This is a genomic window from Haladaptatus rarus, from assembly GCF_054177585.1.
On record NZ_JBPEHG010000004.1, the window covers coordinates 210,274 to 235,542 of the forward strand.

Genomic DNA, 25,269 nt, shown 5'->3' on the forward strand with positions numbered 1-25,269 from the left:
TTCCAGGTCGGTCTGCTCACGAGTGTCCGTCTGCGTGTGCTCGCCCGCCTGCGCGCCCGTCGGAATCGCGACGACCGACCCCGTCAGGAGGAGGATGGCGCAAAGCGTTAGCGCCCGGAGCACGCCGCCGGAATTACGACGAACTGTTGTTCCCACCGGTTTGGTTCCCTCCTGTCTGGTTGCCACCACCCTGCGTCGTCGCCGGGCCGAATATCTCTCGTGCCGCGGGGTGAAGCGGGATGGACATCCCATCCAGCGCACTGTCTCGGCCGATGAACTGCTGTTTCAGCGTCAACTGACCGACGTTGTTGAAGATCGATTGTGTCACTCCTCGGACGGCTTCGTTCGACTGGTCTTCCGTCGTCGCTATCATCGCCTGCACCGCGATGGTCTGGACGGCTTCGTTCTGCCCGCTGTAGGTGTTGGCAGGAATCTCGTCGTCCGCGAACCATCTCGCCTGCTGTTTGATGTTCTCTCGCGCCTGATCGGTGACCTCCACGAAGGCGATGTTGTTCGTCGTCGCCAGTTCCTCGATCGCACCGACGGGCCAACCGCCGACGACGAATGCGGCGTCGATGTCGCCGTTCCGCAGTTGGTCTGCCGCCTGCGAGAAGCCGGTGTTCTGCTCGGTGAAGTCGTTCTGCTGGATGCCGACCGATTCGAGGATCTGGAGCGCGTTCACCTGCGTTCCGCTTCCCAGGTCACCCGTGTTGATGGTCGCGCCTTCGAGGTCTTCGAGTGTCTCGATGTCACTTCCTTGGAGCGTGACGATGTGGATCGTCTCGGGATAGAGCGTCGCCACACCTCGGAGGTTTTCGATGGCGTTCCCCTCGAATTCCTCGATTCCCGACCCGTTGAATGCGAAGAAGGCGACGTCGTTCTGGATGAGCGCGAAGTCGGCGTTCCCCTGCGCGAGTCCGCCGACGTTCTCGACGCTCGCACCTGTGGACTGCACCTGCACCGTGAAGTCAGTGTTATCCTCGATAATCGTCTTGAACTGGTTCGAGAGCGGGAAGTACGTCCCCCCGGTACCGCCCGCGAACCACGTCAATCGTTGTTGCTGTGCCAGCGCGTCCCCGGAGAGGCCGAGGAGTCCTGTTACACCTGCTGCTTTTACGAACGTTCGTCTGTTGAGTTCCCCCACCATACAACAGTCGACCTCTCCCTGAGAGTTCATATATCCAATCGACGCTTTGGGCGAGAAACCCCGCGATACCTGCCGGTAACGTCGAATACCGAGAGGAAACAATACCTTTCCCGAGGGGTTTCGAATCGAAAGTGTATTTGACTCCCGATACGAGTACGAGGGTATGGAAACGATACGTGCCAACGAATATCACGACATCGCCAAAGTGAGTGACCCACAGCTCTCACCGGATGGCGAGCGAGTGGCGTTCGTCCGCTCCGTGCCAGACGACGACGAACAGTACGAAGCGACAGTGTACGTCGTCCCGATCGGTGGTGGCGAACCGACACAGTTCACCATCAGCGAAGGCGTGGACAGCAGTCCACGATGGAGTCCGAGTGGCGACCGGCTTGCGTTCGTGAGTACGCGCGGTGCGGACGACGACCGCCCACAGTTGTGGGTGCTGCCGACGTCAGGTGGTGAAGGACGACAGGTCACGGACGTGGCAGGTGGTGTCTCGCAGTTGACGTGGTCACCCGACGGAACGAAGATCGCGTTCGTCCAGCAGAGCACCGAAGACGACCGGGATGAGGAGCGAGATATCTTACTCGATGGCGAAGAGTACGAACCAGAACCGCCAGATCCCCGCGTCATCGATCGGAAGGTCTACCGCGCGGGGAGACAGTACTTCGACGGCAAACGAAGCCACGTCTATCTCGTCGACCTCGCGGACGACGACTCGGCCGAGCGACTCACTGACGGTGACTTCGACTTCGTGGGGCCGGAGTGGGGAGACGCGACGACGCTCTACTACGGCGCTCGGCGCGAAGGTGACCCCGACGACAACATCACCGTCGATATCGTCGCCTACGACATCGAATCCGGCGAGGAAGAGTCGGTCGTCCAGACGACCGGCTGGGGGGCGTCCATCGCGGCGACCGAGGATGGACGGATCGCCTACCTCTACACGCCGGAGGAGAAGGCGACGCTTCGACAGACCGAGATCAAGGTGCTCGACCGCGAGAGCGGCGAGACGGTGACGCTCACCGAGTCGCTCGACAGAACACTCTCTATCGGCCCGCAGTGGGACGACGACGAACAGACGGTTTACTTCGGTACGCCCGACGAGGGCGACTACGTCGTCTGGCGCGTTCCCGGCGACGGAAGCGAGGAACCCCAGTTGGTTCTCGGCGAAGGGCACATCACCGATTTCTCGGTCGGTTCGGACGCCGTCGCGTACGCGAAATCCGAATGGGATCATCCGGGCGACGTGTTCGTTTCCACGCCCGGTGGTGCCGAAACTCGGCGACTCATCCGCGCCAACGCGGAGTATCTCGACGAGCGAGCGGTCAGTCAACCCGAAGAACTCTGGTTCGAATCGGACGATGGAACCGAAGTGCAGGGATGGGTACTGACGCCCCCCGATTTCGACCCCGACGAACAGTACCCCCTGGCGGTCGAGATCCACGGCGGGCCTCACTCGATGTGGTCGACGAGCGGAACGATGTGGCACGAGTTCCAGACGCTCGCAGCGGCGGGGTACGTCGTCTTCTGGAGCAACCCACGCGGTTCGACCGGGTACGGTGAAGACCACATGGCCGCCATCGAACGTGGCTGGGGAACCGTCGATTACGAGGACGTGATGGCCGGAACCGACGCCGTCGCAGAACGCGACTACGTTGACGAGGACAACATGTTCGTCACCGGCGGGAGCTACGGCGGCTATCTCACTACCTGGGTCGTCGGCCACACCGACCGGTTCGAGGGTGCGGTGACCCAGCGCGGTGTCTACGAACTCAACAGCTTCTACGGTTCGACGGACGCCTTCAAGCTCATCGAGTGGGATTTCGACACGACGCCGTGGGAAGAACCCGAGTTCCTCTGGGAACGCTCGCCGATGGCATACATCCAGGACGTGACGACGCCGACGCTCGTCATCCACAGCGACAACGACTTCCGCGTTCCGGTGAACAACGCGGAGATGCTCTACTTGCTCCTCAAGAAAAACGACGTGGAGACCCGCCTCGTGCGCTACCCACGCGAGGGTCACGAACTCTCCCGAAGCGGCGAACCGGCTCACGTCGTCGACCGACTGAAGCGCATCATCCGTTGGTTCGACGGCTACTCGGACTACCACGAGGTGCCGACGGCGTTAGAGCGCGGTGACGACGGTCTGTCGGCGGCAGCCGACGAAGACGATGACGACGAAAGCGGTGATGAAAACGAGAGTAACGACGAAGACGAGAGCAGTGAGGAAGAGCGATAAATAGGACGAAAAATCGAAGGTCGATAGAGCCGACCCACGACAACTTTTCACAACGGGGGGTGCGTTTCGTTCGCGGTCTCGATTTCAGAAATCACCGTGTCTGCTAGCGTTTTTTCAGTGGAAACGAGGGGGTTGATGACCCGGCTTCGAAGATCGGGATACTGTCCGCTCGATAGAACTACTGAGGGGGATCTCGGTAGCGTTCAGAACCGCCACTCCTCCGGTGCTTCCAGTCGGTTTTCTACTTGAAATAAAGGGGACTAGTCGACGATGATCTCGGAGCCTTCGTTCTCCGAGCCATCCGTATCGGGTTTCATCCGGCGTTCGTAGCGGTCGATCCAGTCGGCGAAACATTCGGGGCAGAGTCGCTGGCTATCGATCTGCGAGCGGTCTACCGTCAGTCGAATCGTTCGTGCAAGCGCATCTGTCAGCGGCTCTTGACAGTTATCACACGGGTCGGGTTCGTTGTCGTCGCTCATGAGCGGTCAATGTGACGCCGGATATATAAAACTCGTCAGGCAGAATCGCAGAAGGTATCGGTGCGTGAACGACGTTATGTCGGTGGCGCGTACTGTGTTCCGTTTGCGCCTGGCTGGTGCGGTTGATACTGCATCCCGACCGAGGCGCTCGTACTGGAGAAGAACAGGCGGACGTGCCCGAGCCACGGGATCTTCACCTCGGCGGTGCCGCGAACCCAGTTCGGTTGGACGGGTTCACTGATGCGGACGACCTGATCGTAGGCTCCGTTGTTGTCGCCTTTGGTAATGAACCCGGCGTGGGGTGCGGGACAGTTCGGGAGTTCCTTGCAGTTGTCTGCGCCTGCGATGTACGAGGGGTCGGCTCTGTCGTACCAGTTCTCTCCGTCGCTGACCCAGAAGTGCGCCCGATGGATGATGGGCGTCTCGTAGTTACTTCCATCAGGCCGGTAGATTATCACGTCACCGTAGTCGTTGAAACTCTTATAGCCCGATTCCGATCCCTGTTGGTAGGTGACGACGCCCGTACTCCCTTGTGCGGCGTCCGGGACGAAGCGATTCTCGTCGACGATGAAGATGAGGTCGCCACGTTCCATATGTGGCTCCATGCTTCCGCTCTCGACGGCGACCATCGGCGGCCAGACGCCACTGACGGCGAAGAGTACGAGACCGATCGCAGCGACGACGGCGACACTTTCCAGCATCTCACGGACGAACACGACCGTTCCGTTATCGGTGTGCCGGAACCAGCGAAGCCACGCGACCGGCCCCGAACCATCGGGACCAGTATCCCGAACGCCGTCTGGCGACGACTCGTCTGGGGGACTCATTACGCTATCCGTAGACCGTCTCCAGTTGTTAACCTTCTGGGTTGGTTCGCTACGTTTTTTGCCTCTCCCCGTGTCGAGTAGAAACGTGCCACTCGAAACCCCGGCTCGAATAGTCAGTGAGATTACAAGCCGTGGGTACAACGCGGACCGCGAGGCAGTGACGCTTCTCGCGCGCGCATCCGACCCTGAAAGCGCGCTCGACCGTGCAGTCGAACACGCGCCCGATGACGCCCTCAAACTCTCTGTCGAGCACGTTAGGAGCGTTCTCGATACGACACCGACCGGGAACGGAAACCCCTCCGTTTCAACTGGAAAGGCGGCGGTCGAACCGCAAGCAAACGGCGGTGCTGTTCCAGTCGAAACAAAGGGGTCGACGTCACAGAGTCGGAACCCTCACCAGCCTGATATCGCGGGCGACGTCACGGGCCAGAGTACCGGAACCGGTGAGTACGACGATTTCGTCACGGTGTTCCGCGACCGATTCCAGCGACTCTCGGGCAAACTCCGTGGTCGGGTGAACGCTCGCCCGACGAATGCCGTCGCCGAGATGCCCGGTGGCAGTGACGCTGCGATGGTCGGGATGATAAGCGACATCCGCTCGACTGCGAACGGCCACTGGCTTATCGAACTCGAAGATACGAACGGTACCTTCCCCTGTCTCGTGATGAAGGACAAGGAGTTCGCCGACGTCGTGGACGAACTCCTGTTGGACGAGACCATCGCGGTGGAGGGAACACTCGCAGGTGACGCAGGTATCCTGTTCGTGGACTCGCTTCACTTCCCCGACGTACCTCGAACCTACCAGCCCTCCACTGCTGACCGCCACGTGCAGGCGGCGCTCATCAGCGACGTCCACGTCGGCAGCCAGGAGTTCATGGCCGATGCGTGGTCGCGGTTCACGGATTGGCTCCACACCGACGAGGCCCAGCACGTCGAATACCTGCTCATCGCGGGCGATATGGTCGAAGGCGTCGGTATCTACCCGAATCAGGACGAGGAACTCGACATCATCGACATCTTCGAGCAGTACGAGGAGTTCTCGGAGTACCTGAAAGAGGTGCCCGGCGACATGGAGATCGTCATGATCCCCGGTAACCACGACGCGGTGCGCCTCGCCGAACCACAACCCGGTTTCGACGACGAGCTCCGCGAGATCATGGACGTTCACGACGCTCGCATCACGGGCAACCCCTCCACGGTCACCATCGAAGGCGTCTCGGTGCTGATGTATCACGGCGTCTCGCTGGACGAGGTCATCGCCGAACTCCCCGCCGAGAAGGCGAGCTACGACGAACCCCACAAGGCGATGTACCAACTCCTCAAGAAGCGCCACGTCGCGCCGCAGTACGGCGGTCACACCCGTGTCGCACCCGAGGAGAAAGATTACCTCGTCATCGACGAGGTGCCGGACATCTTCCACACCGGCCACGTCCACAAACTCGGCTTCGGCAAGTATCACAACGTGCTCGCTATCAACTCCGGCTGCTGGCAGTCCCAGACCGACTTCCAGAAGAGCGTGAACATCGACCCCGACGCCGGGTTCGCGCCCATCGTCGATCTGGATACGCTCGACGTGACGGTTCGAAAGTTCGCCTGACGATTTTCGCAAAAACCCGTCTTCGTCTCCTGATTCTCCAGTTGAAACGAAGGGGGTTAATTCCCACTGCCAGATTGAGAAAACTCTGGAAAAGTTGTGAATTTCGAACAGCGGTCCGTCGGCGTACTTGATTTCAGTTCGGCGACTTGACGAACGACAGCCGACACAAAAAGCGACCGGATAGAACGGTTTTCTACCGATTCAGTGTGTGAATCGCGTGTCCGAGCGCGTTCTCGGCACACTCCATGACGGCTTCCGAGAGCGTCGGGTGGGTGTGAACCGTGGCGGCCACGTCTTCCAGCGTCGCACCCATCTCGATGGCCAGTCCGAGTTCGGCGATGAGTTCGGAGGCCTCGGGGCCGACGATCTGCGCGCCGAGGACGAAACCACTGGGTTCGTCGGCGACGATCCGGACGAAGCCATCGGCGTGGCCCGTGGTGAGCGCGCGGCCGCTGGCCTGGAACGGGAACTTGCCGACGGCGGGTTCGAAGCCCTGTTCTTCGGCTTCTGCTTCGGTCAGGCCGACCGTGCCGATCTCGGGGTCGGTGAAGACCGCGGCGGGCATGGCCTGGTAGTCGATGGCCGATGGTTCACCAGCGATGACTTCGGCGGCGACCTGCCCCTCCTTGCTCGCCTTGTGCGCGAGCATCGGTTCGCCCGCCACGTCACCGATGGCGTAGATGTGCTCTTGCTCGGTGCGCGCGCGGTCGTCCGTCTGGATGAATCCCTTCTCGTCCGTCTCGATGCCTGCGCTCTCCAGTTCGAGCGTGTCGGTGACCGGCTGGCGACCGACCGCCACGAGCACCTTCTCGGCACCGAACTCGGAGACGTCGCCGTCTTCGTTTTCGGTCATGACGGTGATGCCTGCGCCCGACTCCTCCCACTCCTTGGCGGCCTGCCCGAAGTGGAAGTCGATGCCGAGTTCCTCGGCCTTCTTCTTGACCGGTCGTGCGAGGTCGTCCTCGTAGCCCGGCAGCACCGAATCGAGCATCTCCACGACCGTCACGTCGGAGCCGAGTTTGGCGAAGACGCCTGCGAGTTCCATGCCGATGTAGCCCGCGCCGACGATGATGAGGCTCTCCGGCACGTCGTCCAGCGCGAGTGCCTGCCGCGAGTTGAGCACGTGTTCGCCGTCGAACTCGAAGCCGGGAATCTCGATGGGGCGGCTCCCGGTGGAGATGATGGCGTGCTCGAAATCGACCGTTTCCGAGCCCTGACCTTCGCCACCGTGGACGATGCGAGCGGAGTTCTCGTTGGCGAACTCGGCCCGGCCTTCCATCAGGGAGACGCCGTTTGCCTTACAGAGTTTCTCGACACCGCCGGTCAACTGCGAGACGACGCCGTCTTTCCACTCGACCATCTCGCCGAAGTTCACGTCGAGTTTCGTGTAGATGCCCATGTCTTCGGCGTTGCTCGCCTCGTGAGCCAGGTCAGATGCCGTAATCATCGCCTTCGACGGGATGCAGCCGTAGTTCAGGCAAGTTCCACCGTAGGCGTCCTTTTCGACGAGCGTCACGTCGAGCCCCTGTTGGCCTGCGCGGATGGCGGCGACGTAACCGCCCGGTCCTGCGCCGATAACCAGCACGTCCGTTCCAGTCGAGATATCTCCGACGACCATTACCTGGACAGAGTGGCTACCGGGTAAAAAATCAGGTGGATTCGGGTGTCGTCTGGAGCAATAAAGCGGCATGCCATAGCAAGCCAAGGTGTTGCCCTTCTCCGATTCTAACATCAGATAGAATCATGAACGACGTCGTTTCGAGTTCGGCGGTGGGGGAGTTCGCCACGCGATACATCGACGAGCTACTGGCACTACTGCTGATGCTGATCGGCGTAACAGTACTGCTCGTCCCGAGAGCCGATGTCGTCGGTGCGTCGATGGTCGTTATCGCTGTGCTGGCGTGGGTGACCGACTGGCTGTGGGAGTGAGCCGGAAAACGAATCGTCGGACGAAAAATCAGCGACTCCCGATTACTCCAACAGGAGCAGTTTCGGGTTGTTCAGGTATTCGAGCACCTGATTGGCGAACGCCGCGACGACCGCTCCGTCCACGATGCGGTGGTCGATGGACATCGAGATGGGGAGCGTGTAGCGGGCTTCGACCTCGTCGCCGACGACGACGGGGCGCTTTTTGAGTTCGCCGAGTCCGAGGATACCGACCTCGGGGTAGTTGATGATGGGCGTCGCGTACTCGCCGCCGATGGCACCGAAGTTCGTGATGGAGAACGTCCCGCCCTGCATCTCCTCGCGCGAGATGGTGCGGTCGCGGGCCTTCTCGACCAGCTCGTTCATCTCCGAGGAGATCTGGAGCATGTCCTTCTGGTCGACGTTCTTGATGACGGGCACCATCAGGCCGTTGTCCGTGGCCACCGCGATGCCGATGTTGTAGTAGTTCTTGAGAACGATCTCCTCGTTCTCCTCGTCCAGCGCGGCGTTGAGATACGGGAAGTCTTTCAGTGCCGCCACGATGGCCTTCAGCACGAAGGGCATGTAGGTCAGCTTGATACCCTGTTCTTCGGCGATATCCCTGAGTTCGGAGCGCGTCTCGACCAGTTCCGTCACGTCGATGGAGTCGTGGTGAGTGACGTGCGGCGCGGTGTACTTCGACTTCTCCATCTGCTTGCCGATGGTGCGTCGGATACCGCGGTAGGGGACGCGCTCTTCGCGCGGCCCGGTCTCGCCCGTGGCGACTGCCGCGGCGTCTGCGGCCTGGGCCTGCTGTTGTGCCTCGGTGTACTCCATGACGGCTTCGGGCGTGACGAACGCCTCGCCGTCGCGTTCTTCAGTTGCGGGCACGGCGTCGAGGTCGACACCCTGCTCGTCGGCGAGTCGCCGGGTCGCGGGCGCGGCCAGCGTGCGGTCGCGGTCTGCCGATTCGACCGTGGTCGACGACGGACCGCCAGAACTGTCGCTGCCGTTGGCCGGCTGGATCTCGATCTCGTCGTCCGTCTCGATGTCGCTTACCTCGGCTTCGACCGATTCGGTCTCGCTCTCTGCTGCCGACCGAACGTCCTGTTCCGTCACTCGGCCACTCGGGCCGGTTCCGTCGACTCCGCCAATATCCACACCGAGTTCGCGTGCGAGTCGGCGCGCGCTCGGGGCAGCGAATACGCGACCCTCTGGCGTCGTCGTCTCCTCTGAGACTTCCGGCTCTTCGGCGACCTCTTCCTGCGACTCGGTCGGCTGGTCTGCTTCGGCGCTCTCGGTGGTCGGCTCTTCGTCCTCTTCCCCTTCCACGTTGAACGTGATGATGACGTTGCCGACGGGGACGACCTCGCCCTCTTCGGCTCGCAGTTCACGAACCGATCCGTTGACGGGCGAGGGAACCTCCACGATGGCTTTGTCCGTCTCGACCTCCGCGACCGGTTGGTCTTCGCTGACCGGGTCGCCTTCCTCGACCATCCAACTGACGAGTTCACCCTCGGCCACGCCTTCGCCAACGTCCGGGAGTTTGAATTCGCGTACCATGTTAGAAGTTCACCGCGTCGCGGATGCCTTCCTTGATGCGGGCTGGCTCTGGCAGGTAGTAGTCTTCGAGGCTGTACAACGGGAACGGCGTGTCGAAGCCGGTGATGCGCTCGACCGGTGCTTCCTGATACAGGAGGGCCTCCTCCTGGATCGTCGCCGCGATCTCGCCAGCGAGCCCCCCCGTCTTCGGGGCTTCGTGGACGACCGCCGCGCGTCCGGTCTTCTTGAACGACTCGATGATGGTGTCCGTGTCGAGCGGCGACACGGTTCGAAGGTCGACGACTTCCACGTCGATCTCATCCGCCAACTCCTCGGCGGCTTCCATCGTCGGGCGCATCATCGCACCCCACGTGAACACCGAGATATCCGTCCCTTCCTTGCGAACTGCGGCCTCACCCAGCGGCACCTCGTAGGATTCCGTTGGCACGTCGCCGCGGAACGCGCGGTAGATGAGCTTCGGTTCGAGGAAGATGACCGGGTCGGGGTCTCGAATCGCCGACGTGAGCAGTCCCTTCGTGTCGTATGGCGTGCTCGGCATGACGACCTTGAGGCCGGGCTGGTGGGTGTAGAACGCCTCCATCGACTCGGAGTGGTGTTCGGGCGCGCGGATTCCGCCACCGTACGGTGCGCGAACGACCATCGGACAGGTGAACCGTCCGCGTGATCGCGTGCGCAGGCGGGCCGCGTGCGAGACGATCTGGTCGAATGCCGGATACATGAATCCGGAGAACTGCATCTCCGGCACCGGCTTCAGACCGTAGGCGGCCATCCCGATGGCCGTCCCGACGATACCGGACTCGGCCAGCGGCGTGTCGATGACGCGGTCGTCACCGAACTCCTCGTAGAGGCCTTCCGTGGCGCGGAACACACCGCCGTTCTTGCCGACGTCCTCGCCCATGACGATGACGTCGTCGTCCTGTTTCATTTCAGTGTACAGCCCGTCGCGGACTGCCTGCACGAGCGTGAGGTTTTCCGATTCAGTGGTTGCCTGACTCATTGCTTAGTCCTCCAGAAGTGCTTCGTCCCCGTACTGCTCGCGGATGCGCTCGAACCAGTCACGTTGTTCCTGTAATCGCTTCGGCATGCCCGCGTACACGTGTTTGAATATCTCTTCGGGGTCGGGTCGCTCGACAGCCTCTGCTTCGTCGATGGCATCGGCGACCTCCTGTTTGATGTCGGCCTCGATTTCCTCGACGCCGTCGTCGTCGATCCGGCCCGTGTTCCGCAGGAACTTCTCCATACGCGGGATCGGGTCCTTTTTTTTCCAGCGTTCGACTTCGTCGTCGTCGCGGTAGACGGTCGGATCGTCGGCGGTGGTGTGCGCGCCGAAGCGGTATTGCACCGCTTCGATGAGCGTCGGACGCAGTTCGTCCTCACCGGGATTTTTCGCCTTGTCCACGGCTTCTTTCGTCACCTTGTACACGGCGAGGGGATCCATCCCATCGACCTGCACACCCTCGAAACCGTACGCCTGTGCTTTCTGGGCGATGGTCTTCGAGGCGGTCTGGCGTTCTCGTGGCACCGAGATAGCCCACTGGTTGTTGTTACAGAAGAAGACGGCGGGTGCGTCGAAGACGCCCGCGAAGTTCAGTCCCTCGTGGAAGTCGCCTTCGCTCGTCGCGCCGTCGCCGAAGTAACAGAGGAACGCTTTCTCCTCTCCCTTCAGGCGCGATGCCCACGCAGCGCCCGTCGCGTGGGGAATCTGCGTTGCAATCGGAACTGCGACGGTGAAGATGTTCGAGTCCGCGGGAATCTCGTTGCCCGCTTCGTGGCCCATCCAGTAGAGCATGGTCTGTTTAAGCGAGAGACCACGGACGAGCGCCGCACCGTGTTCACGGTAGCTCGGGAACATCCAGTCGTCGTCGCCGAGCGCGTAGACGCTCCCGATCTGTGCGCCTTCCTGTCCCGAGAGTGGTGGGTAGGTACCCATCCGGCCCTGACGCTGGAGGCTGACTGCTCGCTCGTCGAAGTGACGTGCGAGTCGCATCTTGCGGTAGATGTCCACCAACTCCTCGTCGGAGAGGTCCGGCACCTCCGCACCGTCCAGCACCGTGCCGTCTTCGTCCAGTATCTGTACTCGTTCCTGGGGGTCTTGGTGTACGATGCTCACGGTCGAACCCATCCTGACATGTGCGAAAAAACTCTCGCGCGCATTATAGGGTTTTCGTAATTAACTTCCCATAGGAACCGCTCCGTATGTCATTTTTGCAGGTTTGTGCTACAACTGGCGAGATAAATTGCACATTTAAAATTGCTGTCCGGATGTCGGTCTCACGATGGACAGATCTGTACAAGTTAGGGCGTCTACGGACTTCATTGCACACAGTCTTCGTCGCGTCTCAGACCGAGGCCCGGAGGGCCTCGCGCCTCACGGTTTCACCGTTCACTCATACGGAAGCGCGACGCGCTTCCCGCCTCGCCTGCTCGACGCTCTTCCCGTCCCGAAGGATCGCGTCGATGAACAACTCGCCAGCCTTGTACGACGACCGAACCATCGGCCCGCTCGCACAGTAGAGGAACCCGAGTTCGTCCTCCGAAACCTGCCGCCACGTCTCGAACTTCGCGGGATGGACGTACTCCTCCACGTCGAGGTGCGTGCGAGACGGTTGGAGATACTGGCCGAGCGTGACGATATCCACGTCGGTCTCTCGAAGATCGGACAGCGTCTGGTACACCTCGTGGTCGTACTCGCCGAGGCCGAGCATCAGACTCGTCTTCGTGTAGATGTCCGACTCACGCTCGACCTGTTCGAGCACGCCGAGACTCTGTTCGTAGCCCGCACGCGGGTCACGAACGGTTCGCTGGAGTCGTTCGACCGTCTCGACGTTGTGGGCGATAACGTCCGGCTCGGCGTCGATTATCTTCTGAATCAGGTGTTCTTCGCCCTGGAAGTCGGGAATCAACACTTCCACGAGGATTCCCGGATGGCGTTTCTTTATCTCTCGGATCGTCTGCGCGAAGTGGCCCGCCCCCTGCCCGTCGAGGTCGTCGCGGTCGACCGACGTGAGAACGACGTAGTCGAGACCGATCTTCGCGATGGCGCTCGCCACGCTCACGGGCTCGTTTGGATCGAGTGGTTCTCCGCCGCCGGTGTCCACGTCGCAGAAGCCACAGCTCCGCGTGCACTGGTGGCCCATCAGCATGAAGGTGGCCGTCCCACCACCATCGTCGTCTCTGCCACTCCAGCACTCTCCGAGATTCGGGCAGTTAGCCTCCTCACAGACGGTGTTAAGGTCGTGTTCTCGAAGCGTCTGTTTGATCCCCGTAAATTCCTGTCCCGACGGCGGCCGCATCTTCAACCAGTCGGGCTTGCGCCGCCCACTCATTAGTGGCAGCTTAGCGCTACCACGACAAAAGGATAGGGTATTCGAGGAAGGTCGCCAGCTTGACTCGAAATCCACGTGTATTCCTCGATTGTCCACCGGAAACTCCGGAGTACCCGCATTCGGTGCGGTACAAGTAGCAAATAACAATGACGCTCATTCGTCTACTTTTGTGACATGGCTACGAACGAAGGCAGCATGGCGACGAACCAGGGCATGAACACGAACGGGCTAGACTGGTTCAGTATGCTCCTCATCGTAATCGGGGCACTCAACTGGGGAATCATCGGTTTGACGGCGCTGATCGGCGAGCAGCTGAACGTCGTCCAGCAGGCGATGGGACTGTTGTTCCTCCCTGATGTCGCCCAGACGGTCACGAACCTCATCTACATTCTCGTCGGTCTGGCAGGGTTGTACTTCATCTACACCAGCTACAAGATCGGTCGTGCGAGCAGACAGGCACGCCAGCAGCCCGCACAGCAGACAGAGTAGCTCACACAGCAGACCGAACTGACTAGTTCGAGTCGCTTCTCTCGATGCGATTGGTGACAGAGACCCACCTTGTCTCTCCCCGACCGACCGTTCATTTTTTCTCCTATAAAATGATTTACTACATTCGATCTCAATACCTATAAATACTATCAGGATTTATAACTTGTATATCCAGAAAACCATGTTCGAGGTATCACGAGACGAAATAACCGACGGGTCATTAGGGCGGGCCCTCGTGCTTCTTGCAGCACCTCTCGTCATGCAGAATTTTGTACAGGTTGCCCAGCAGGTCGTCGACACGTTTTGGGTCGGTCGACTCGGCGAGGATGCGGTTGCTGCAGTCGGATTGAGCTTTCCCGTCACGGCTCTCCTGTTCGCCGTTTTCGCGATCACCAACGTTGGGACACAGGTGCTCGTGTCGCAACGTGTCGGCGCTGGCGACGAATCGAGTGCTCGTCGCGCGGTGTTTCATGGAATCACATTGGCATTCGTTCTGTGTTCGATGCTCACCATTATCGTCATCTTCGCCGCCCCGCAGCTGATACCGCTGTTCGGTGCGACACCGACAGTCACGTCGCTCACCATCGTCTACTTGACCACGCTCGCGTTCGGAATACCACTCGCGGGGATGGGTGATGCTATCGAGATGGGATTCATCGGATGGGGTGATTCGCGCGCTGCACTCTACATCAACATCGTCGCAGTCGTCATCAACATCGTTCTCGATCCGTTCCTCATCTTCGGCTACGGCATTCCCGGATTCGACGGGTTCGATATCGCTGGTGCAGCACTGGCCACTATCCTCGGCTACGGTGGCTCAGCGCTTCTCGCCCTCGGAATGATGGTTCGTGGACGGAACGGGTACACGTTGACCCAGAAGTCGATGACGTTTCGCCTGGACGACTACCGTGAGATCCTCGATATCGGGCTTCCCATGTTCGGCCAGCGCGCTGCCGGGCAGTCTGTCCGCATCATCATCGTCGGCATCGTCACCGTGGCCGGTGGCACTGCTGCCGTCGCGGCGTACACGGTCGGTGCACGAATCGCGAGCGTCGCCTTCATTCCCGCAGGTGGCCTCGCACAGGCGGCACAGAGTATCATCGGACAGAACATCGGGGCCAACAATCCACTGCGTGCGAGTCGAACGACGTGGGTCGGTGTCGGCATCGCTACCGTCGGTCTCACTATCATCGGAATCGTCCAGTGGTTCATCCCCGAACTGCTGACGAACCTGTTCGTCCCCGGCATCAGTGAGGACGGTCTCGCACTCACCATCGACTATCTCAAGATACTCACGTACGGCTACTGGGGCATCGGTGCGATGTACATCTTCAACGCCGGATTCAACGGCGCTCGCCGCACCAAGACGACTATGATCGCGGACATGCTGAAATACTGGGTGATCAGACTTCCCATCGCCGCCCTCGGCGTGATGTGGCTCGGCTACGATGTCCACGCCGTCTTCTGGGCGGTCACGATCTCGAACTGCGTTGCAGCAGTCGGTGCTGGTGCGTACTACTATCATACCTCGAACAACGGGATGTTAGAGCGTGCCGTCGAAGCCGCGACGAGTCCGGCAGACTGAGTTTTCACTCGTCGGAGCGAAAGGGGAAAGAATGGGAGCGCGGAGCGTGTGACCGCATCCGGAGAGTGTGCCCCAGGGTACTTAAACCCACGGGGGGCAGAGTGAAAGTGAAACCGCAAGCAAGCTCCGGGAAAATCCCCGCGTCAGACGGTGGGCAGACACCGAAGTCTGACGCACGTCACACATAAATCATTCGGCCAGTCGAACGTGGATATCACGGTCGTCGACGAACTGGTGGACACGCCGTTCGAACGTTCCCTCTCCGGGCCAGGAAATGGACTCCGGGACATCGAGGTGGTCTGGATTCCCCACGTACACCCACACTTCGTCCTCGTCCTTCGTCGGAACCGCGACTCGGACGTACAGACCACGTTCGACTCCCTCGTAGGCGTCGAGGGCGTCCACGTCGAAGGTTTCGAGGACTCGGCCTTCGGTCTCTCCACCCGGTGCGAGCGTCGGGTACCGGCCATCGGCCCGATGGAGTCCCGAGAGTACTGCATCGCCGACGAAGGCGAACGATTCGACCACTGATGCGACACGGTCAGGGTCGGTGAGGGTTCCGTAGACGAACACCAGCATCCGTCATCTCGCTCGGATAGAGAGCACTTTCACGCGCCCGACCGCGTCGAAATCCCTGAGTCGGTAGGCGAGTTCACGGACTCGTTCCGCCGACCCGTGGCAGAACACGGTTTCGAGACACCAGTCGTCGTGGTGGACGTGACTGGTCGTGTTGATGACCTCGTGGAACTCGTGTTGGATGGTGTGGAGGTCGCCGACGACCGAGCCGTGTTCGTAATCGAACGCGAGGACGGCGGCGATATCGCCCGAGACGTCTTCGAACTGGGAGTGCGCTTCGGTGTACTCGGACATCGCTTCGCGGACGGCCCGAGAGCGCGATTCCAACCCCTGTGCTTGCCACGTCTCGTCGAACGCGGAGAGCACGTCGTCGGGAACGCTGAGACTCGTTCGCATGATTCGTCGTTCGAGTGGACACGCCTTCAGCGGTTCGATACCACCCATCGTTTACCCCTCGTCGTCCCGATTCCTCGTCCTCCATCGTCGTCCGACCTCGCTATCTGAGCTTGCCCTCTGGCCCCGTCGTCTCGATTGCCCGTTCCGGTACAGCCAAATCCCACCGGAAAGAACGGCGTCGCGTGACACTTCCGGCGCGGATGGTCGCAGTCTGGCGGCGAGTGGTCAGTCTCTCGTGGCCCGTGATGGCAGAGCAGGTGCTCAGAACGCTGATGCGGACGACCGACATCATCGTCACCGGGCTGTTCTCGCCCGGTGCAGTCGCCGCCATCGGTCTCGCAGACCTCTATGCCCGACTTCCCCTTCGTATCGGGCTCGGACTCGGCGGCGGTGCGATCGCGCTCTCCAGCCAGGATACCGGGAGTGGTGCGACCGCCAACCGGGACGAAGCGATCACGCAAGCAATCCTCGTCGGTGCGCTCGCGGGCCTCCCGTTCGTCCTCTTCGGAGTGTTGTTCGCCGAATCCGCGATTTCGATTCTCGGCGCATCCGACACCGTCGCGGAGATGGGCGGCACCTACCTCACCATCATCTTCCTCACCGCCCCAGCCCGGCACGTCGCGCTGGTCGCCGCACGTTCCTTGCAGGGCACTGGCGACACCCGGACGCCGATGTACGTCAACGTCGTCTCCAACCTCCTCAACATCGGCGGTACCGTGGCGCTCGGCCTCGGTGTCGGCCCGTTTCCAGATTTGGAGATCGTTGGCGTCGGTGTCGCCACCGCGGTCGGGAACGTTTTCACCGCGACGGCACTCTTGCTGGCGATTCGCGGCGGCTGGACGCAGGCCTCGTTCGCGTGGCCCCGCAATCGCGTCATCACGAAACAGTTACTCGTGGTCAGCGCACCGCGGATCGGCGAGGGATTCGCGGCGACGGTCGCCGAATTCCCGTTCAACGCCATCCTGCTCGCGTTCGGCACGGAGGTCAACGCAGCCTATCAGATCGGTCGCCGGGTGTACCAGCAGGTGACTGGTCCGTTGTCGCGGGGCTACAGCGTCGCCTCCAGCGTCGTGGTGGGACAGGCACTCGGCGACGGCGACCCCGAACGGGCGCGCTTCGAGGGATGGGCGACCGCAGCCCTCGGACTCCTGACGGTCGGCGGAATCGGTGGGCTACTCTTTTTCACCGCGGAGCCGCTGGTTCGGCTGTTTACCTCCGACGCAGAGACCTTGCAGTACGCCGGGAACTTCGCTCGGGTGTACGGCCTGGCCGCACCCTTCCTCGTCTCGTTCGTCGTCCTCGCCGGGTCGCTACAGGGTGGCAGCGACACGAAGACGCCCTTCTACGCCAGAGTCTCCGGGATGTTCCTCTTCATGGTCGGCTTCTCGTGGTTGGTCGGTGTTCGGTTGGGCTACGGCGTGGTAGGCGTCTACGCGGGAATCTTGCTCCACTACGTCTGGTCGATGTCGGTGGTCGGCGCGGGATTCTACTGGGGTGGGTGGGCGTCGCGGGCGGCGGCGATGATGGAAGAACGCGGCAGTACGGGAGAGGCGTGACGGCGGAAAGAAGCACGGCAGTGAGGTGACGGTGGAAAACGGTAGGTGTAACGAGAACCTACTTCGTGGCAGATGCCCGACTCTAGCTTCACCACGGACGAGATCGACGGGCCACACGCTGGACAACCCGTCGCAACTGCGGGCGCATCGACCGACGACGCCGACACCGCGATGGTGCTCACGCACGGGCGCGGTGCGACGGCGGAGAGCATCCTGGAACTGGCGAACGAGTTCCAGCGCCCGAGCGTTGCGTACGTCGCGCCGCAGGCGACCAGAAACACGTGGTATCCGCAGTCGTTTCTCGCGCCGATGGAATCGAACGAACCGTATCTCTCGTCGGCCCTAGCGCTGCTCGGGGCGGTCGTGGACGACCTCGAAGCGGCGGGAATCGCTCCCGAGCGAGTCTTCCTGCTCGGTTTCTCGCAGGGAGCGTGCCTGACGACGGAGTTCGTCGCGCGGAACGCCCGACGGTACGGCGGTGTCGCCGGATTCAGCGGCGGTCTCATCGGCCCGGAGGGAACCCCCCGCGAGTACGATGGATCGCTCGACGGAACGCCGGTCTATCTCGGCTGTAGCGACAGCGACCCACACATCCCGGTCGCGCGCGTCCACGAGACGAGGGACGTGCTCCGCGACCTCGACGGCGACGTGACCGAGCAGATTTTCGAAGGGATGGGTCACGGCGTGGTTCAGGAAGAGATAACCCACGTCAGGGAGATGCTGGCCGAGCTTCTCGAAGGATAACGGTTCGAGAACAGGTCGAAAAATCGAAGCTACGGATTATCGCTCGTCGAGAGGCACGAACTCCATGTCCTCGTTCCCGACGTACTTCGCACGCGGTCGGATGAGGCGGTTGTCGTCGTACTGCTCCAGCACGTGGGCGACCCAGCCACCGACGCGCGAGAGCGCGAAGATGGGCGTGTAGATGTCGATGGGGATACCCATCTGGTAGTAGGTCGAGGCGGAGTAGAAGTCCACGTTGGGTGCAAGCCCCTTCTGCTCGGCCATGTACTCTTCGATGGCGAAACTCATCTCATACCATTTGGTGTCGCCTGCGGCTTCACCGAGGTCTTCGCTCTGCTCGCCGAGGATCTTCGCTCGCGGGTCTTTCACGTTGTAGACGCGGTGACCGAAGCCCATGATACGGTCGCCGCGGTCGAGGGCGTCGTCGACCCACGCTTTGGGTTCCTGGTCGCTGTCGTCGATCTCCTTGAGCATCTTCATGACGTTCGCGTTCGCGCCGCCGTGAAGGGGGCCAGCCAGCGTGCCGATCGCGCTCGTGATGGCGCTGTGGAGATCGGAGAGCGTACTCGCCGTGACCATCGCGGAGAACGTCGAGGCGTTCAGGCCGTGATCTGCGTGCAAGACGAGCGCCTGGTCGAACACCTCCGCGAGCACGTCGTCCGGTTCCTCGTCGTTGAGCATGTAGAGGAAGTTCGCTGCGTGCCCGAGGTCGGTCCGGGGTTCGACCGGCTCGTTTCCATCTCGGATGCGCGCGAACGCTGCGAGGATGGTCGGAATCTTCGCGGTGATGCGCCGACCCTTTCGGAGGTTCGCTTCCCGGTCGTCGGGGTCGGTCTCGGAGTCGTCCGGGTCGTAGGTCGCCAGCATCGAGACGGCAGTGCGGAGCGCCCCCATCGGATTCGAGTCCGATTCGGCGAGTTCTCGCACGGTGTCCATGACGCCGTCGTCTACATCGCGCTCGTCGGCCATCGCCTCGCTGAAGGAGCTGAGTTCGTCACGATTCGGAAGCTCACCGTGCCAGAGTAGATAGAGCACCTCTTCGTAACTCGCCCCGCGCGCGAGGTCCTCGATGGTGTATCCTCGGTAGACGAGTTTGCCCGCGTCACCGTCGATGTGACTCAGTTCGGACTCAGCGACTACCACGCCCTCTAAACCTCGTTTGACCTCGTCTGACATACCACGAGGGTTCACGGGCTACCCCGAAAAGGATTATCTTTCGTATTCGTTCTGCCGGGACTGGTTCGAGATGTCCTGCCTCGTCGTCGCGTTGTCGTCCTGATTCGGGAGCGAAATCGGGAGGCGGGGACGGCTTCTCTGCAGTGAACATTCCCACTTCTGCGAACGTTTTTACGGGAGAACGACCAATCTCGGCGTATGGAACCCGCGAGTGGCGAGGTGGAGTACGAACCACGGAGTGTGAAAGAGGTCTTGGCGGAGATGAAAGACACCGCCGAGTTGCTCATCGACCTCTCCTTTTCCGCCGTCCTCCACGGAAGCGACGACATCGCTACCGAAGTGCTCGCACTCGAAGGGAAGATGGACGTTCTCGAACTACAGGCCAGGATGAGCCTGCTCATGGCCGCCAGAAGTCCGGAGGATGCTGAAGAACTCGCCCCCGTCCTCGGCGTCGTCGGCGCGGCAGAGAAGATCAGCGACGCCGCAGGCGACATCGCCAAGGTCGTTCTGGAGGACATCGGCCTGCCACAGACGATGCGGGCGACGCTCCCCGAAGCACTCGAAACCCTCGTTCGCGCGTCGGTTTCCGACGTCTCGCCACTTGCCACGCAGACGCTCGGTGCCTTGAACCTCGAAACCGAGACCGGTGTCCGCGTCATCGCCATCCACCGCGGCGGTGACTGGATCATGAATCCCGACAAGGACACCGACCTTCAGGTGGACGACCGGCTCCTTCTGCGCGGCCCCGACGAGGGAATCGCAGACGTCTACGAACGAGCGACTGGCGAGCAGTACGAGCCACCGGACCCACCCGAGGCGGGCGACACCGACCTCGAACGTGCGGTCGACTCCATCGTGTTGATGAAGAACATGAGCGAACTCGCGGTCGACCTCGCGTACGGGAGCGTCCTCTTCGATAGCGCGGACGTGGCGGAGGAAGTGGTGGAACTCGAAGCCGAAGTGGACGCCCTCCAGTCGCGCTTCGAGGCGTGGGTGCTCCAGGCCGCGAGTCACGCAGAAGACCCCGTCTCCCTGCGCGGACTCGTCCACCTCGCCAACAGCACGGAGGTCATCAGCGACGCCGCGATGGAGATCAGCGAAGGCGTCCTCCACGGTCTCGGCACGCATCCGGTCGTCGAGCAAGCGGTACAGGAGAGCGACGAGGTCATCGTTCGCGTCAACATCGTACAGGGAAGCGACTTCGACGGCACGACGCTCGGCGAAGAACAGGTCGAAACCGAGACCGGAATGCGGGTGATCGCGGTTCGCAGGCCGCCGGACGACTGGGTCATCTCGCCCGGCCCAGCGACCGATATCCACGCTGGTGACGTACTGTTGGCGAAGGGAACGCGGTCTGGAGCAGAACGTCTCGAGGAACTGGCCGGGATGGAACAACCAGACTGATAGGCGAACCGGACTGGTGGGAAGCTCCGACCGATAGAAAACCGGACTTAGTCGATATCGCGTGCGAGGCGGCGTGCCGAAAAGAGCGTCAACACCGTGGTCAAGAGCGCCCCGAGCGTGAGCGCCAGCACGAATCCGAGCGCGAGGTAGGTCACCGGCGTCCCGGCCTGTCCAGTGACTTCGCCGATCATCACGACGCGATAGACGTACACGAGCGCGGTGAACAGGAGGCTCACGGTGAAGCCGATGATCGCGTTTCGGCGGACCTTCAGCGCCCTGATGAGGTTCGCGGTCGCCGGGCGCTCGGGAATGTCCTTTTGCACGGGCGACGGTTGGCACGCTCCGATAAAAGATGCGTCGGTCAGTCGGTGACGATGGCGTCGGCTTCGATCTCGACCAGCATCTCGGATGCGATGAGCCTGCTCACCTCGACCATACTGGTCACGGGCCGTACGTCGCCGAAGAACTCTGCGTGGGCTTTACCGATCGGTTCCCAGTTTTCGATCTCGGTCACGTACATCCGCGTTCGAATCACGTCTTCGAGACCTGCACCCGCCTCTTGCAGTGCGGATTCGATATTTTCGAGCGTCTGTTTCGCCTGCGCGTACGAATCTCCCTCACCGACGACGTCCCCGTCTTCGTCGGTCGCGGTCGTTCCGGATACTCGCACTTCGTTGCCGACGCGCACCGCCCGTGAGTAGCCGACGCGTGATTCCCATTCGGTTCCACTGGAGACTGTCTCTCGGGTCATGGTCGAGACACGACGAAGACGACGAAAAGGCTACCGTCAGGCGTAAGCCTCTAGCTCCTGCCCGAAGACGACGAAATATCCGGTTCCCAGCAGTCCGACCACGGTCGCCAGCCCGAACGCCAGCGTCGGCGTGACCCCGTAGAGCCAGCCACCGAGTGCCGCGCTCGGGATGGTGATGGCGTTCCGCACGAGGTAGTACGAACCGACGACGCGGCCACCCGCGTTCTCCTCGGCAGGGCCGACGATGAGCGCCTTGTGGGCGGGAAGACCGGCGAATCGGAGACCGGAGATAGCGAAGAGTCCGGCGACGACGAGGGCGTCGTCGGGGGCGTTGACGAGCAGGGCGGGAAACGTCGCGTAGACGACGAAGCCGGTCGCGACTACGGGTTTCAGTCCGATTCGCTCGGCCAGTTTCGAGACGGGGAGCATCGTGAGCAGGGCGATCGCCATCTCGATGGCGAGCAGGACACCGAAGAAGGCGTCCGGCCCGAGATAGCCGACGACCGGGAGTGTCGCATCGACTTCGAGATATTCCGTGACCGCGAGGACGACGAAGACGTGAACCATCCCGTTAGCGAACCGAACCATCGTGTCGCCGACGAGCAGTGGTCGGAGCGTCGTCGGCATTCCACGGAGGTCGCCTAGCACCTGTGAGACGCCTTCGAACGATTTGCCGAAAGAATCGCCTTCCGCATCGTAGAGGACGTGTTGTGCGAGGGTCGCGAGCAGGGCGAACGCGGCGGCCACGACGAGCACGTACCGGAAGCCGAGTTCGAACTCGTAGGCCGCGATGAGACTCGCGGCGACGAGCGGACCGATAAGAAACGCGGTTCGGCGGAACGTCTCGGTGCTGGCGAAGCCTGCGGCGAGTTTCGACGGTGGAACGCTCTGTTTGACGATGGCGAACGTTGCCCCCAACCCGAACGATTTCCACGCCTGCCCCAACAGGAGGCCGACGAAGATCCACCCCCACGCCGGGAGTGCGGGGAGTGCAGGTGCGCCAACCCAGAAGAGAAAGCCAACCGTCGAACAGAGGCCGAACAGGGTGAGCGCGGTGCGCGACCCGATCCTATCCGAGAGTGCGCCGCCGGGGTACGGATATATCGCACCGATGAGATTACCGAAACTGCCGTACAGACCGATGAGGATGCTGGTTGCACCGAGTACGGAGAGGTACCGACCCATATACCGACTCGTCATCTGGAAGCCGAGACTGAACGCGAACATGGCGAGGGAGAGGACGAGAACGTCGCGTTCGAGGGCGAGGAACTGTCGGAAAGGAGCAAGTCCGTCTACTGACTCGTCTTCGGTTGCCACGACCGAGTGATTACACCGATTCTGCATAGTTCCACCGGACGTGAACCGCAATACCGAACTGCTAAGGGTGTTCGGCAACGGTGTAACGGTAATGACAACGCTCGGAACGGCGAGCGCGGCCCCCGGAGAAGTCGATACGGGTCGCCTCCCGGTGGGAGAGACCCGCGACGGGAGCCAGTTCGGCCTCCCCGTCGCCGTCATAAACGGTGCGAAAGAGGGGAAAACGCTGTACATCCAGGCTGTGAGCGACGGCGACGAACTCAACGGCCTCGGCGTCGTCAAGCGCGTCGTGCCACAGCTCGCACCCGAGGAGATCTCGGGAACGATCCTCGTCGTCGGCATCGTCAACTACCACGCATTTCAGGTCGCAGAACACCGCAACCCCATCGACGACACGAAGATGAATCGCGCGTACCCCGGCAACGAGTCGGGAACGTCGAGTGAGCGAATCGCGGCGGCAACCTTCGAGATCGCGTCGCGCGCCGACCTCGTGATCGACCTCCATCAGGGTTCGACGAGTCGGATGATAAACGAGGCTCGCGTGCGCTGTGGCCCACGTCACCGTCTACACGAGCAGAGTCTCGAACTCGCCAAGGTGTTCGGCTGTGGCTACGTGCTCGACCAGAAGGGACCGGACGGACAACTCGCTCGTGCCGCCCCCGACGAGGGAATCCCGACCATCGACCCGGAACTCGGCGGCTGTGTCGGCTGGGACGAAGAGAGCATCCAGTACGGCGTCGATGGCGTGTTCAACGTCCTGCATTACTACGGTTTCCTCGACGGAAGCGTCGACCTCGAACCGCAGACGCGAGCGACGGGATTCGACCGCTACGGCGCACCGAGCGGCGGTATCGTCACCTATCAGAAGTACCTCGGCGACGAGGTGGCACCGGGAGACGTCCTCTTCGAAGTGACCGACGTGTTCGGCAAACTCAAAGCCGAAGTCACTGCCGACAAGGCTGGCATCTTCTGGCGCTCCCGCCGCCTCCCACAGGTCGCCACTGGTGAGTACGTCTGCTCGGTCGGCACCGATATCGACCAGTACTGATGGTGAACTACCTCTCTTGTTCGGCCTGCGGGCGCGATTACCCCGCCGGGCCGGACGAACCGTGGCGGTGCGAGTGTGGCCATCCGCTCGACTTCGCCGGGCGACCGCTCCCCGACCGCCCTGCCCCGGACTTCACCGAGATCGATACGCGAGAGGGCCTCTGGGCTTTCTCGGAGTTCCTTCCCGTCCGGCAGGTCGTCACCCTCGGTGAAGGATTCACCCCGCTGGTGGACGCGGACGACTGGAACGCCCAGTTCAAACTCGACTGCGTCTTCCCCTCGGGAAGTTTCAAAGACCGCGGTGCGACCGCGACCCTCTCACGCGCTGCCGAACTCGGCGTCGAAACGGTGCTCGAAGATTCCTCGGGCAACGCGGGGGCGGCCATCGCCCAGTATGCGGCACGGGCCGGAATCGACGCCGAGATCTACGTCCCGGCGGACGCGAAGGCGTCGAAACTCCAGGCCATCGAGCGCGCTGGCGCGACCCCGGTTCGGATCGAAGGAACCAGACAGGACGTGACCGACGCCTGTATCGAGGCGGTCGAAGCAGGTGAGGGCTGGTACGCCAGCCACGCGTGGAATCCGGCCTTCTTCGCCGGAACGATGACCTTCGCACTGGAACTGGCCGCCCAGCGCGACTGGTCGGTACCCGATGCCGTCGTCAGCCCGCTCGGTCACGGCACGCTCTTTTTGGGTGCGTACCGTGGTTTCCGTGCCCTGTCCGACGCGGGGTGGATCGACGAGATGCCCAGACTCCTCGGCGTGCAGGCCGAGGGTGTCGCACCCATCGCCGACGAATTGCACGACTTCGGTGAGGGTGACACCGATGAGAACGAAACCGATGGGGGCAACACGGACGAAGGCCGAAACGACGTGGCCGACGGCATCCAGATCACCCACCCCGCCCGTAGAGAGCAGATCGTAGACGCCATCGAAGCGACTGGGGGGGACGCGATCGCGCTGGATGCAGAGGCGACCCAAGAGGCGCTCGACCGACTCCACCGGACGGGATTCTACGTCGAGCCGACGAGCGCCGTGGCAGTCGCAGGTCTGTCGGCGTACCGTGAGCGCGGCGTCCTCGCCGAGGATGCTGACGTGGTCGTTCCACTCACCGGTCACGGGCTGAAATCGTAGTCGCT

General features: G+C 61.9%; 24 protein-coding genes. 10 read left to right on the forward strand and 14 right to left on the reverse strand.

Annotated elements, in window-relative coordinates; all coding sequences use genetic code 11:
- Nucleotides 1-133: 133 nt before the first annotated feature.
- Nucleotides 134-1,147, reverse strand: a complete 1,014-nt coding sequence (locus tag ACR3FE_RS12230; RefSeq protein ID WP_458207408.1) for a TAXI family TRAP transporter solute-binding subunit — start codon at nucleotides 1,145-1,147, stop codon at nucleotides 134-136.
- 163 nt (nucleotides 1,148-1,310) lie between these two features.
- Between ACR3FE_RS12230 and ACR3FE_RS12235 the strand changes: the two genes are divergently transcribed.
- Nucleotides 1,311-3,392 (forward strand): S9 family peptidase, encoded by a 2,082-nt coding sequence (locus ACR3FE_RS12235; RefSeq protein WP_458207409.1) that lies wholly within the window; start codon nucleotides 1,311-1,313, stop codon nucleotides 3,390-3,392.
- Between the two features lie 260 nt (nucleotides 3,393-3,652).
- Here ACR3FE_RS12235 and ACR3FE_RS12240 read toward each other — a convergent pair whose 3' ends face one another.
- Nucleotides 3,653-3,871: a DUF7569 family protein gene (locus tag ACR3FE_RS12240; protein WP_458207410.1), complete on the reverse strand. Its 219-nt coding sequence runs from the start codon at nucleotides 3,869-3,871 to the stop codon at nucleotides 3,653-3,655.
- A gap of 74 nt (nucleotides 3,872-3,945) precedes the next feature.
- On the reverse strand, nucleotides 3,946-4,698 hold the full coding sequence (locus tag ACR3FE_RS12245) for a S24/S26 family peptidase (protein WP_458207411.1): 753 nt from the start codon (nucleotides 4,696-4,698) through the stop codon (nucleotides 3,946-3,948).
- An 85-nt stretch (nucleotides 4,699-4,783) separates the two neighbouring features.
- Between ACR3FE_RS12245 and ACR3FE_RS12250 the strand changes: the two genes are divergently transcribed.
- Nucleotides 4,784-6,295: a DNA-directed DNA polymerase II small subunit gene (locus ACR3FE_RS12250; RefSeq protein ID WP_458207412.1), complete on the forward strand. Its 1,512-nt coding sequence runs from the start codon at nucleotides 4,784-4,786 to the stop codon at nucleotides 6,293-6,295.
- 193 nt (nucleotides 6,296-6,488) lie between these two features.
- On the opposite strand, the gene lpdA is transcribed toward ACR3FE_RS12250, so the two are convergent.
- A complete protein-coding gene (gene lpdA, locus ACR3FE_RS12255; protein WP_458207413.1) occupies nucleotides 6,489-7,913 on the reverse strand; it encodes a dihydrolipoyl dehydrogenase in 1,425 nt (474 codons plus the stop codon).
- Between the two features lie 125 nt (nucleotides 7,914-8,038).
- Here lpdA and ACR3FE_RS12260 point away from each other — a divergent pair, with 125 nt between their 5' ends.
- Nucleotides 8,039-8,224, forward strand: a complete 186-nt coding sequence (locus ACR3FE_RS12260; RefSeq protein ID WP_458207414.1) for a hypothetical protein — start codon at nucleotides 8,039-8,041, stop codon at nucleotides 8,222-8,224.
- A gap of 42 nt (nucleotides 8,225-8,266) precedes the next feature.
- On the opposite strand, the gene ACR3FE_RS12265 is transcribed toward ACR3FE_RS12260, so the two are convergent.
- The 4 genes from ACR3FE_RS12265 to lipA form a co-directional block, all read right to left on the reverse strand.
- Nucleotides 8,267-9,763, reverse strand: a complete 1,497-nt coding sequence (locus ACR3FE_RS12265; RefSeq protein WP_458207415.1) for a 2-oxo acid dehydrogenase subunit E2 — start codon at nucleotides 9,761-9,763, stop codon at nucleotides 8,267-8,269.
- 1 nt (nucleotide 9,764) lies between these two features.
- Nucleotides 9,765-10,760, reverse strand: a complete 996-nt coding sequence (locus tag ACR3FE_RS12270; protein ID WP_458207416.1) for an alpha-ketoacid dehydrogenase subunit beta — start codon at nucleotides 10,758-10,760, stop codon at nucleotides 9,765-9,767.
- 3 nt (nucleotides 10,761-10,763) lie between these two features.
- On the reverse strand, nucleotides 10,764-11,885 hold the full coding sequence (gene pdhA, locus ACR3FE_RS12275; protein ID WP_458207417.1) for a pyruvate dehydrogenase (acetyl-transferring) E1 component subunit alpha: 1,122 nt from the start codon (nucleotides 11,883-11,885) through the stop codon (nucleotides 10,764-10,766).
- Between the two features lie 265 nt (nucleotides 11,886-12,150).
- On the reverse strand, nucleotides 12,151-13,185 hold the full coding sequence (lipA, locus tag ACR3FE_RS12280; RefSeq protein ID WP_458207418.1) for a lipoyl synthase: 1,035 nt from the start codon (nucleotides 13,183-13,185) through the stop codon (nucleotides 12,151-12,153).
- A gap of 78 nt (nucleotides 13,186-13,263) precedes the next feature.
- Between lipA and ACR3FE_RS12285 the strand changes: the two genes are divergently transcribed.
- Entirely contained in the window at nucleotides 13,264-13,578 is a 315-nt protein-coding gene (locus ACR3FE_RS12285) for a DUF378 domain-containing protein (RefSeq protein WP_458207419.1), read from the forward strand.
- A gap of 181 nt (nucleotides 13,579-13,759) precedes the next feature.
- The gene (locus ACR3FE_RS12290) at nucleotides 13,760-15,163 is read left to right on the forward strand and encodes an MATE family efflux transporter (RefSeq protein WP_458207420.1); all 1,404 of its coding nucleotides are present in this window, start codon (nucleotides 13,760-13,762) and stop codon (nucleotides 15,161-15,163) included.
- 189 nt (nucleotides 15,164-15,352) lie between these two features.
- On the opposite strand, the gene ACR3FE_RS12295 is transcribed toward ACR3FE_RS12290, so the two are convergent.
- On the reverse strand, nucleotides 15,353-15,742 hold the full coding sequence (locus ACR3FE_RS12295) for a gamma-glutamylcyclotransferase family protein (RefSeq protein ID WP_458207421.1): 390 nt from the start codon (nucleotides 15,740-15,742) through the stop codon (nucleotides 15,353-15,355).
- A 3-nt stretch (nucleotides 15,743-15,745) separates the two neighbouring features.
- Nucleotides 15,746-16,135, reverse strand: a complete 390-nt coding sequence (locus ACR3FE_RS12300) for a CopG family ribbon-helix-helix protein (protein ID WP_458207559.1) — start codon at nucleotides 16,133-16,135, stop codon at nucleotides 15,746-15,748.
- Nucleotides 16,136-16,380: 245 nt separating this feature from the next.
- Between ACR3FE_RS12300 and ACR3FE_RS12305 the strand changes: the two genes are divergently transcribed.
- The gene (locus ACR3FE_RS12305; protein WP_458207560.1) at nucleotides 16,381-17,691 is read left to right on the forward strand and encodes an MATE family efflux transporter; all 1,311 of its coding nucleotides are present in this window, start codon (nucleotides 16,381-16,383) and stop codon (nucleotides 17,689-17,691) included.
- Nucleotides 17,692-17,763: 72 nt separating this feature from the next.
- Complete coding sequence (locus ACR3FE_RS12310; protein WP_458207422.1) at nucleotides 17,764-18,435, forward strand: alpha/beta hydrolase; 672 nt, start codon at nucleotides 17,764-17,766, stop codon at nucleotides 18,433-18,435.
- 36 nt (nucleotides 18,436-18,471) lie between these two features.
- Here the strand turns inward: ACR3FE_RS12310 and citZ are convergent, their stop codons facing one another.
- Complete coding sequence (gene citZ, locus ACR3FE_RS12315; protein ID WP_458207423.1) at nucleotides 18,472-19,611, reverse strand: citrate synthase; 1,140 nt, start codon at nucleotides 19,609-19,611, stop codon at nucleotides 18,472-18,474.
- Nucleotides 19,612-19,809: 198 nt separating this feature from the next.
- Between citZ and ACR3FE_RS12320 the strand changes: the two genes are divergently transcribed.
- Nucleotides 19,810-21,015: a potassium channel family protein gene (locus tag ACR3FE_RS12320; protein WP_458207424.1), complete on the forward strand. Its 1,206-nt coding sequence runs from the start codon at nucleotides 19,810-19,812 to the stop codon at nucleotides 21,013-21,015.
- A gap of 47 nt (nucleotides 21,016-21,062) precedes the next feature.
- Here the strand turns inward: ACR3FE_RS12320 and ACR3FE_RS12325 are convergent, their stop codons facing one another.
- The 3 genes from ACR3FE_RS12325 to ACR3FE_RS12335 are packed head-to-tail and all read right to left on the reverse strand — an operon-like array spanning nucleotide 21,063 to nucleotide 23,083.
- A complete protein-coding gene (locus ACR3FE_RS12325) occupies nucleotides 21,063-21,338 on the reverse strand; it encodes a DUF7536 family protein (RefSeq protein WP_458207425.1) in 276 nt (91 codons plus the stop codon).
- Between the two features lie 38 nt (nucleotides 21,339-21,376).
- The gene (locus tag ACR3FE_RS12330; protein ID WP_458207426.1) at nucleotides 21,377-21,766 is read right to left on the reverse strand and encodes a RidA family protein; all 390 of its coding nucleotides are present in this window, start codon (nucleotides 21,764-21,766) and stop codon (nucleotides 21,377-21,379) included.
- 36 nt (nucleotides 21,767-21,802) lie between these two features.
- Nucleotides 21,803-23,083, reverse strand: coding sequence for an MFS transporter (locus ACR3FE_RS12335; RefSeq protein WP_458207427.1), 1,281 nt, complete (start codon nucleotides 23,081-23,083; stop codon nucleotides 21,803-21,805).
- A gap of 91 nt (nucleotides 23,084-23,174) precedes the next feature.
- On the opposite strand from ACR3FE_RS12335, the gene ACR3FE_RS12340 reads away from it, so the two are divergent.
- Entirely contained in the window at nucleotides 23,175-24,131 is a 957-nt protein-coding gene (locus ACR3FE_RS12340; RefSeq protein ID WP_458207428.1) for a succinylglutamate desuccinylase/aspartoacylase family protein, read from the forward strand.
- On the forward strand, nucleotides 24,131-25,264 hold the full coding sequence (locus ACR3FE_RS12345) for a threonine synthase (RefSeq protein WP_458207429.1): 1,134 nt from the start codon (nucleotides 24,131-24,133) through the stop codon (nucleotides 25,262-25,264). The genes ACR3FE_RS12340 and ACR3FE_RS12345 overlap by 1 nt, the downstream gene beginning before the upstream one ends.
- The last annotated feature ends 5 nt before the right edge of the window (nucleotides 25,265-25,269 follow it).

Bases quoted from the DNA above. Each gene is read 5' to 3' on its own strand.
- ACR3FE_RS12270 (WP_458207416.1), bottom strand. From the start codon at position 10,760: ATGAGTCAGGCAACCACTGAATCGGAAAACCTCACGCTCGTGCAGGCA.
- ACR3FE_RS12305 (WP_458207560.1), top strand. From the start codon at position 16,381: ATGGCAGAGCAGGTGCTCAGAACGCTGATGCGGACGACCGACATCATC.
- ACR3FE_RS12300 (WP_458207559.1), bottom strand. From the start codon at position 16,135: ATGCGAACGAGTCTCAGCGTTCCCGACGACGTGCTCTCCGCGTTCGAC.
- ACR3FE_RS12245 (WP_458207411.1), bottom strand. From the start codon at position 4,698: ATGAGTCCCCCAGACGAGTCGTCGCCAGACGGCGTTCGGGATACTGGT.
- ACR3FE_RS12290 (WP_458207420.1), top strand. From the start codon at position 13,760: ATGTTCGAGGTATCACGAGACGAAATAACCGACGGGTCATTAGGGCGG.
- ACR3FE_RS12265 (WP_458207415.1), bottom strand. From the start codon at position 9,763: ATGGTACGCGAATTCAAACTCCCGGACGTTGGCGAAGGCGTGGCCGAG.
- ACR3FE_RS12345 (WP_458207429.1), top strand. From the start codon at position 24,131: ATGGTGAACTACCTCTCTTGTTCGGCCTGCGGGCGCGATTACCCCGCC.
- citZ (WP_458207423.1), bottom strand. From the start codon at position 19,611: ATGTCAGACGAGGTCAAACGAGGTTTAGAGGGCGTGGTAGTCGCTGAG.
- ACR3FE_RS12295 (WP_458207421.1), bottom strand. From the start codon at position 15,742: ATGCTGGTGTTCGTCTACGGAACCCTCACCGACCCTGACCGTGTCGCA.
- ACR3FE_RS12320 (WP_458207424.1), top strand. From the start codon at position 19,810: ATGGAACCCGCGAGTGGCGAGGTGGAGTACGAACCACGGAGTGTGAAA.
- lpdA (WP_458207413.1), bottom strand. From the start codon at position 7,913: ATGGTCGTCGGAGATATCTCGACTGGAACGGACGTGCTGGTTATCGGC.
- ACR3FE_RS12285 (WP_458207419.1), top strand. From the start codon at position 13,264: ATGGCTACGAACGAAGGCAGCATGGCGACGAACCAGGGCATGAACACG.
- ACR3FE_RS12230 (WP_458207408.1), bottom strand. From the start codon at position 1,147: ATGGTGGGGGAACTCAACAGACGAACGTTCGTAAAAGCAGCAGGTGTA.
- ACR3FE_RS12240 (WP_458207410.1), bottom strand. From the start codon at position 3,871: ATGAGCGACGACAACGAACCCGACCCGTGTGATAACTGTCAAGAGCCG.
- ACR3FE_RS12235 (WP_458207409.1), top strand. From the start codon at position 1,311: ATGGAAACGATACGTGCCAACGAATATCACGACATCGCCAAAGTGAGT.
- ACR3FE_RS12310 (WP_458207422.1), top strand. From the start codon at position 17,764: ATGCCCGACTCTAGCTTCACCACGGACGAGATCGACGGGCCACACGCT.
- ACR3FE_RS12340 (WP_458207428.1), top strand. From the start codon at position 23,175: ATGACAACGCTCGGAACGGCGAGCGCGGCCCCCGGAGAAGTCGATACG.
- ACR3FE_RS12330 (WP_458207426.1), bottom strand. From the start codon at position 21,766: ATGACCCGAGAGACAGTCTCCAGTGGAACCGAATGGGAATCACGCGTC.
- ACR3FE_RS12260 (WP_458207414.1), top strand. From the start codon at position 8,039: ATGAACGACGTCGTTTCGAGTTCGGCGGTGGGGGAGTTCGCCACGCGA.
- pdhA (WP_458207417.1), bottom strand. From the start codon at position 11,885: ATGGGTTCGACCGTGAGCATCGTACACCAAGACCCCCAGGAACGAGTA.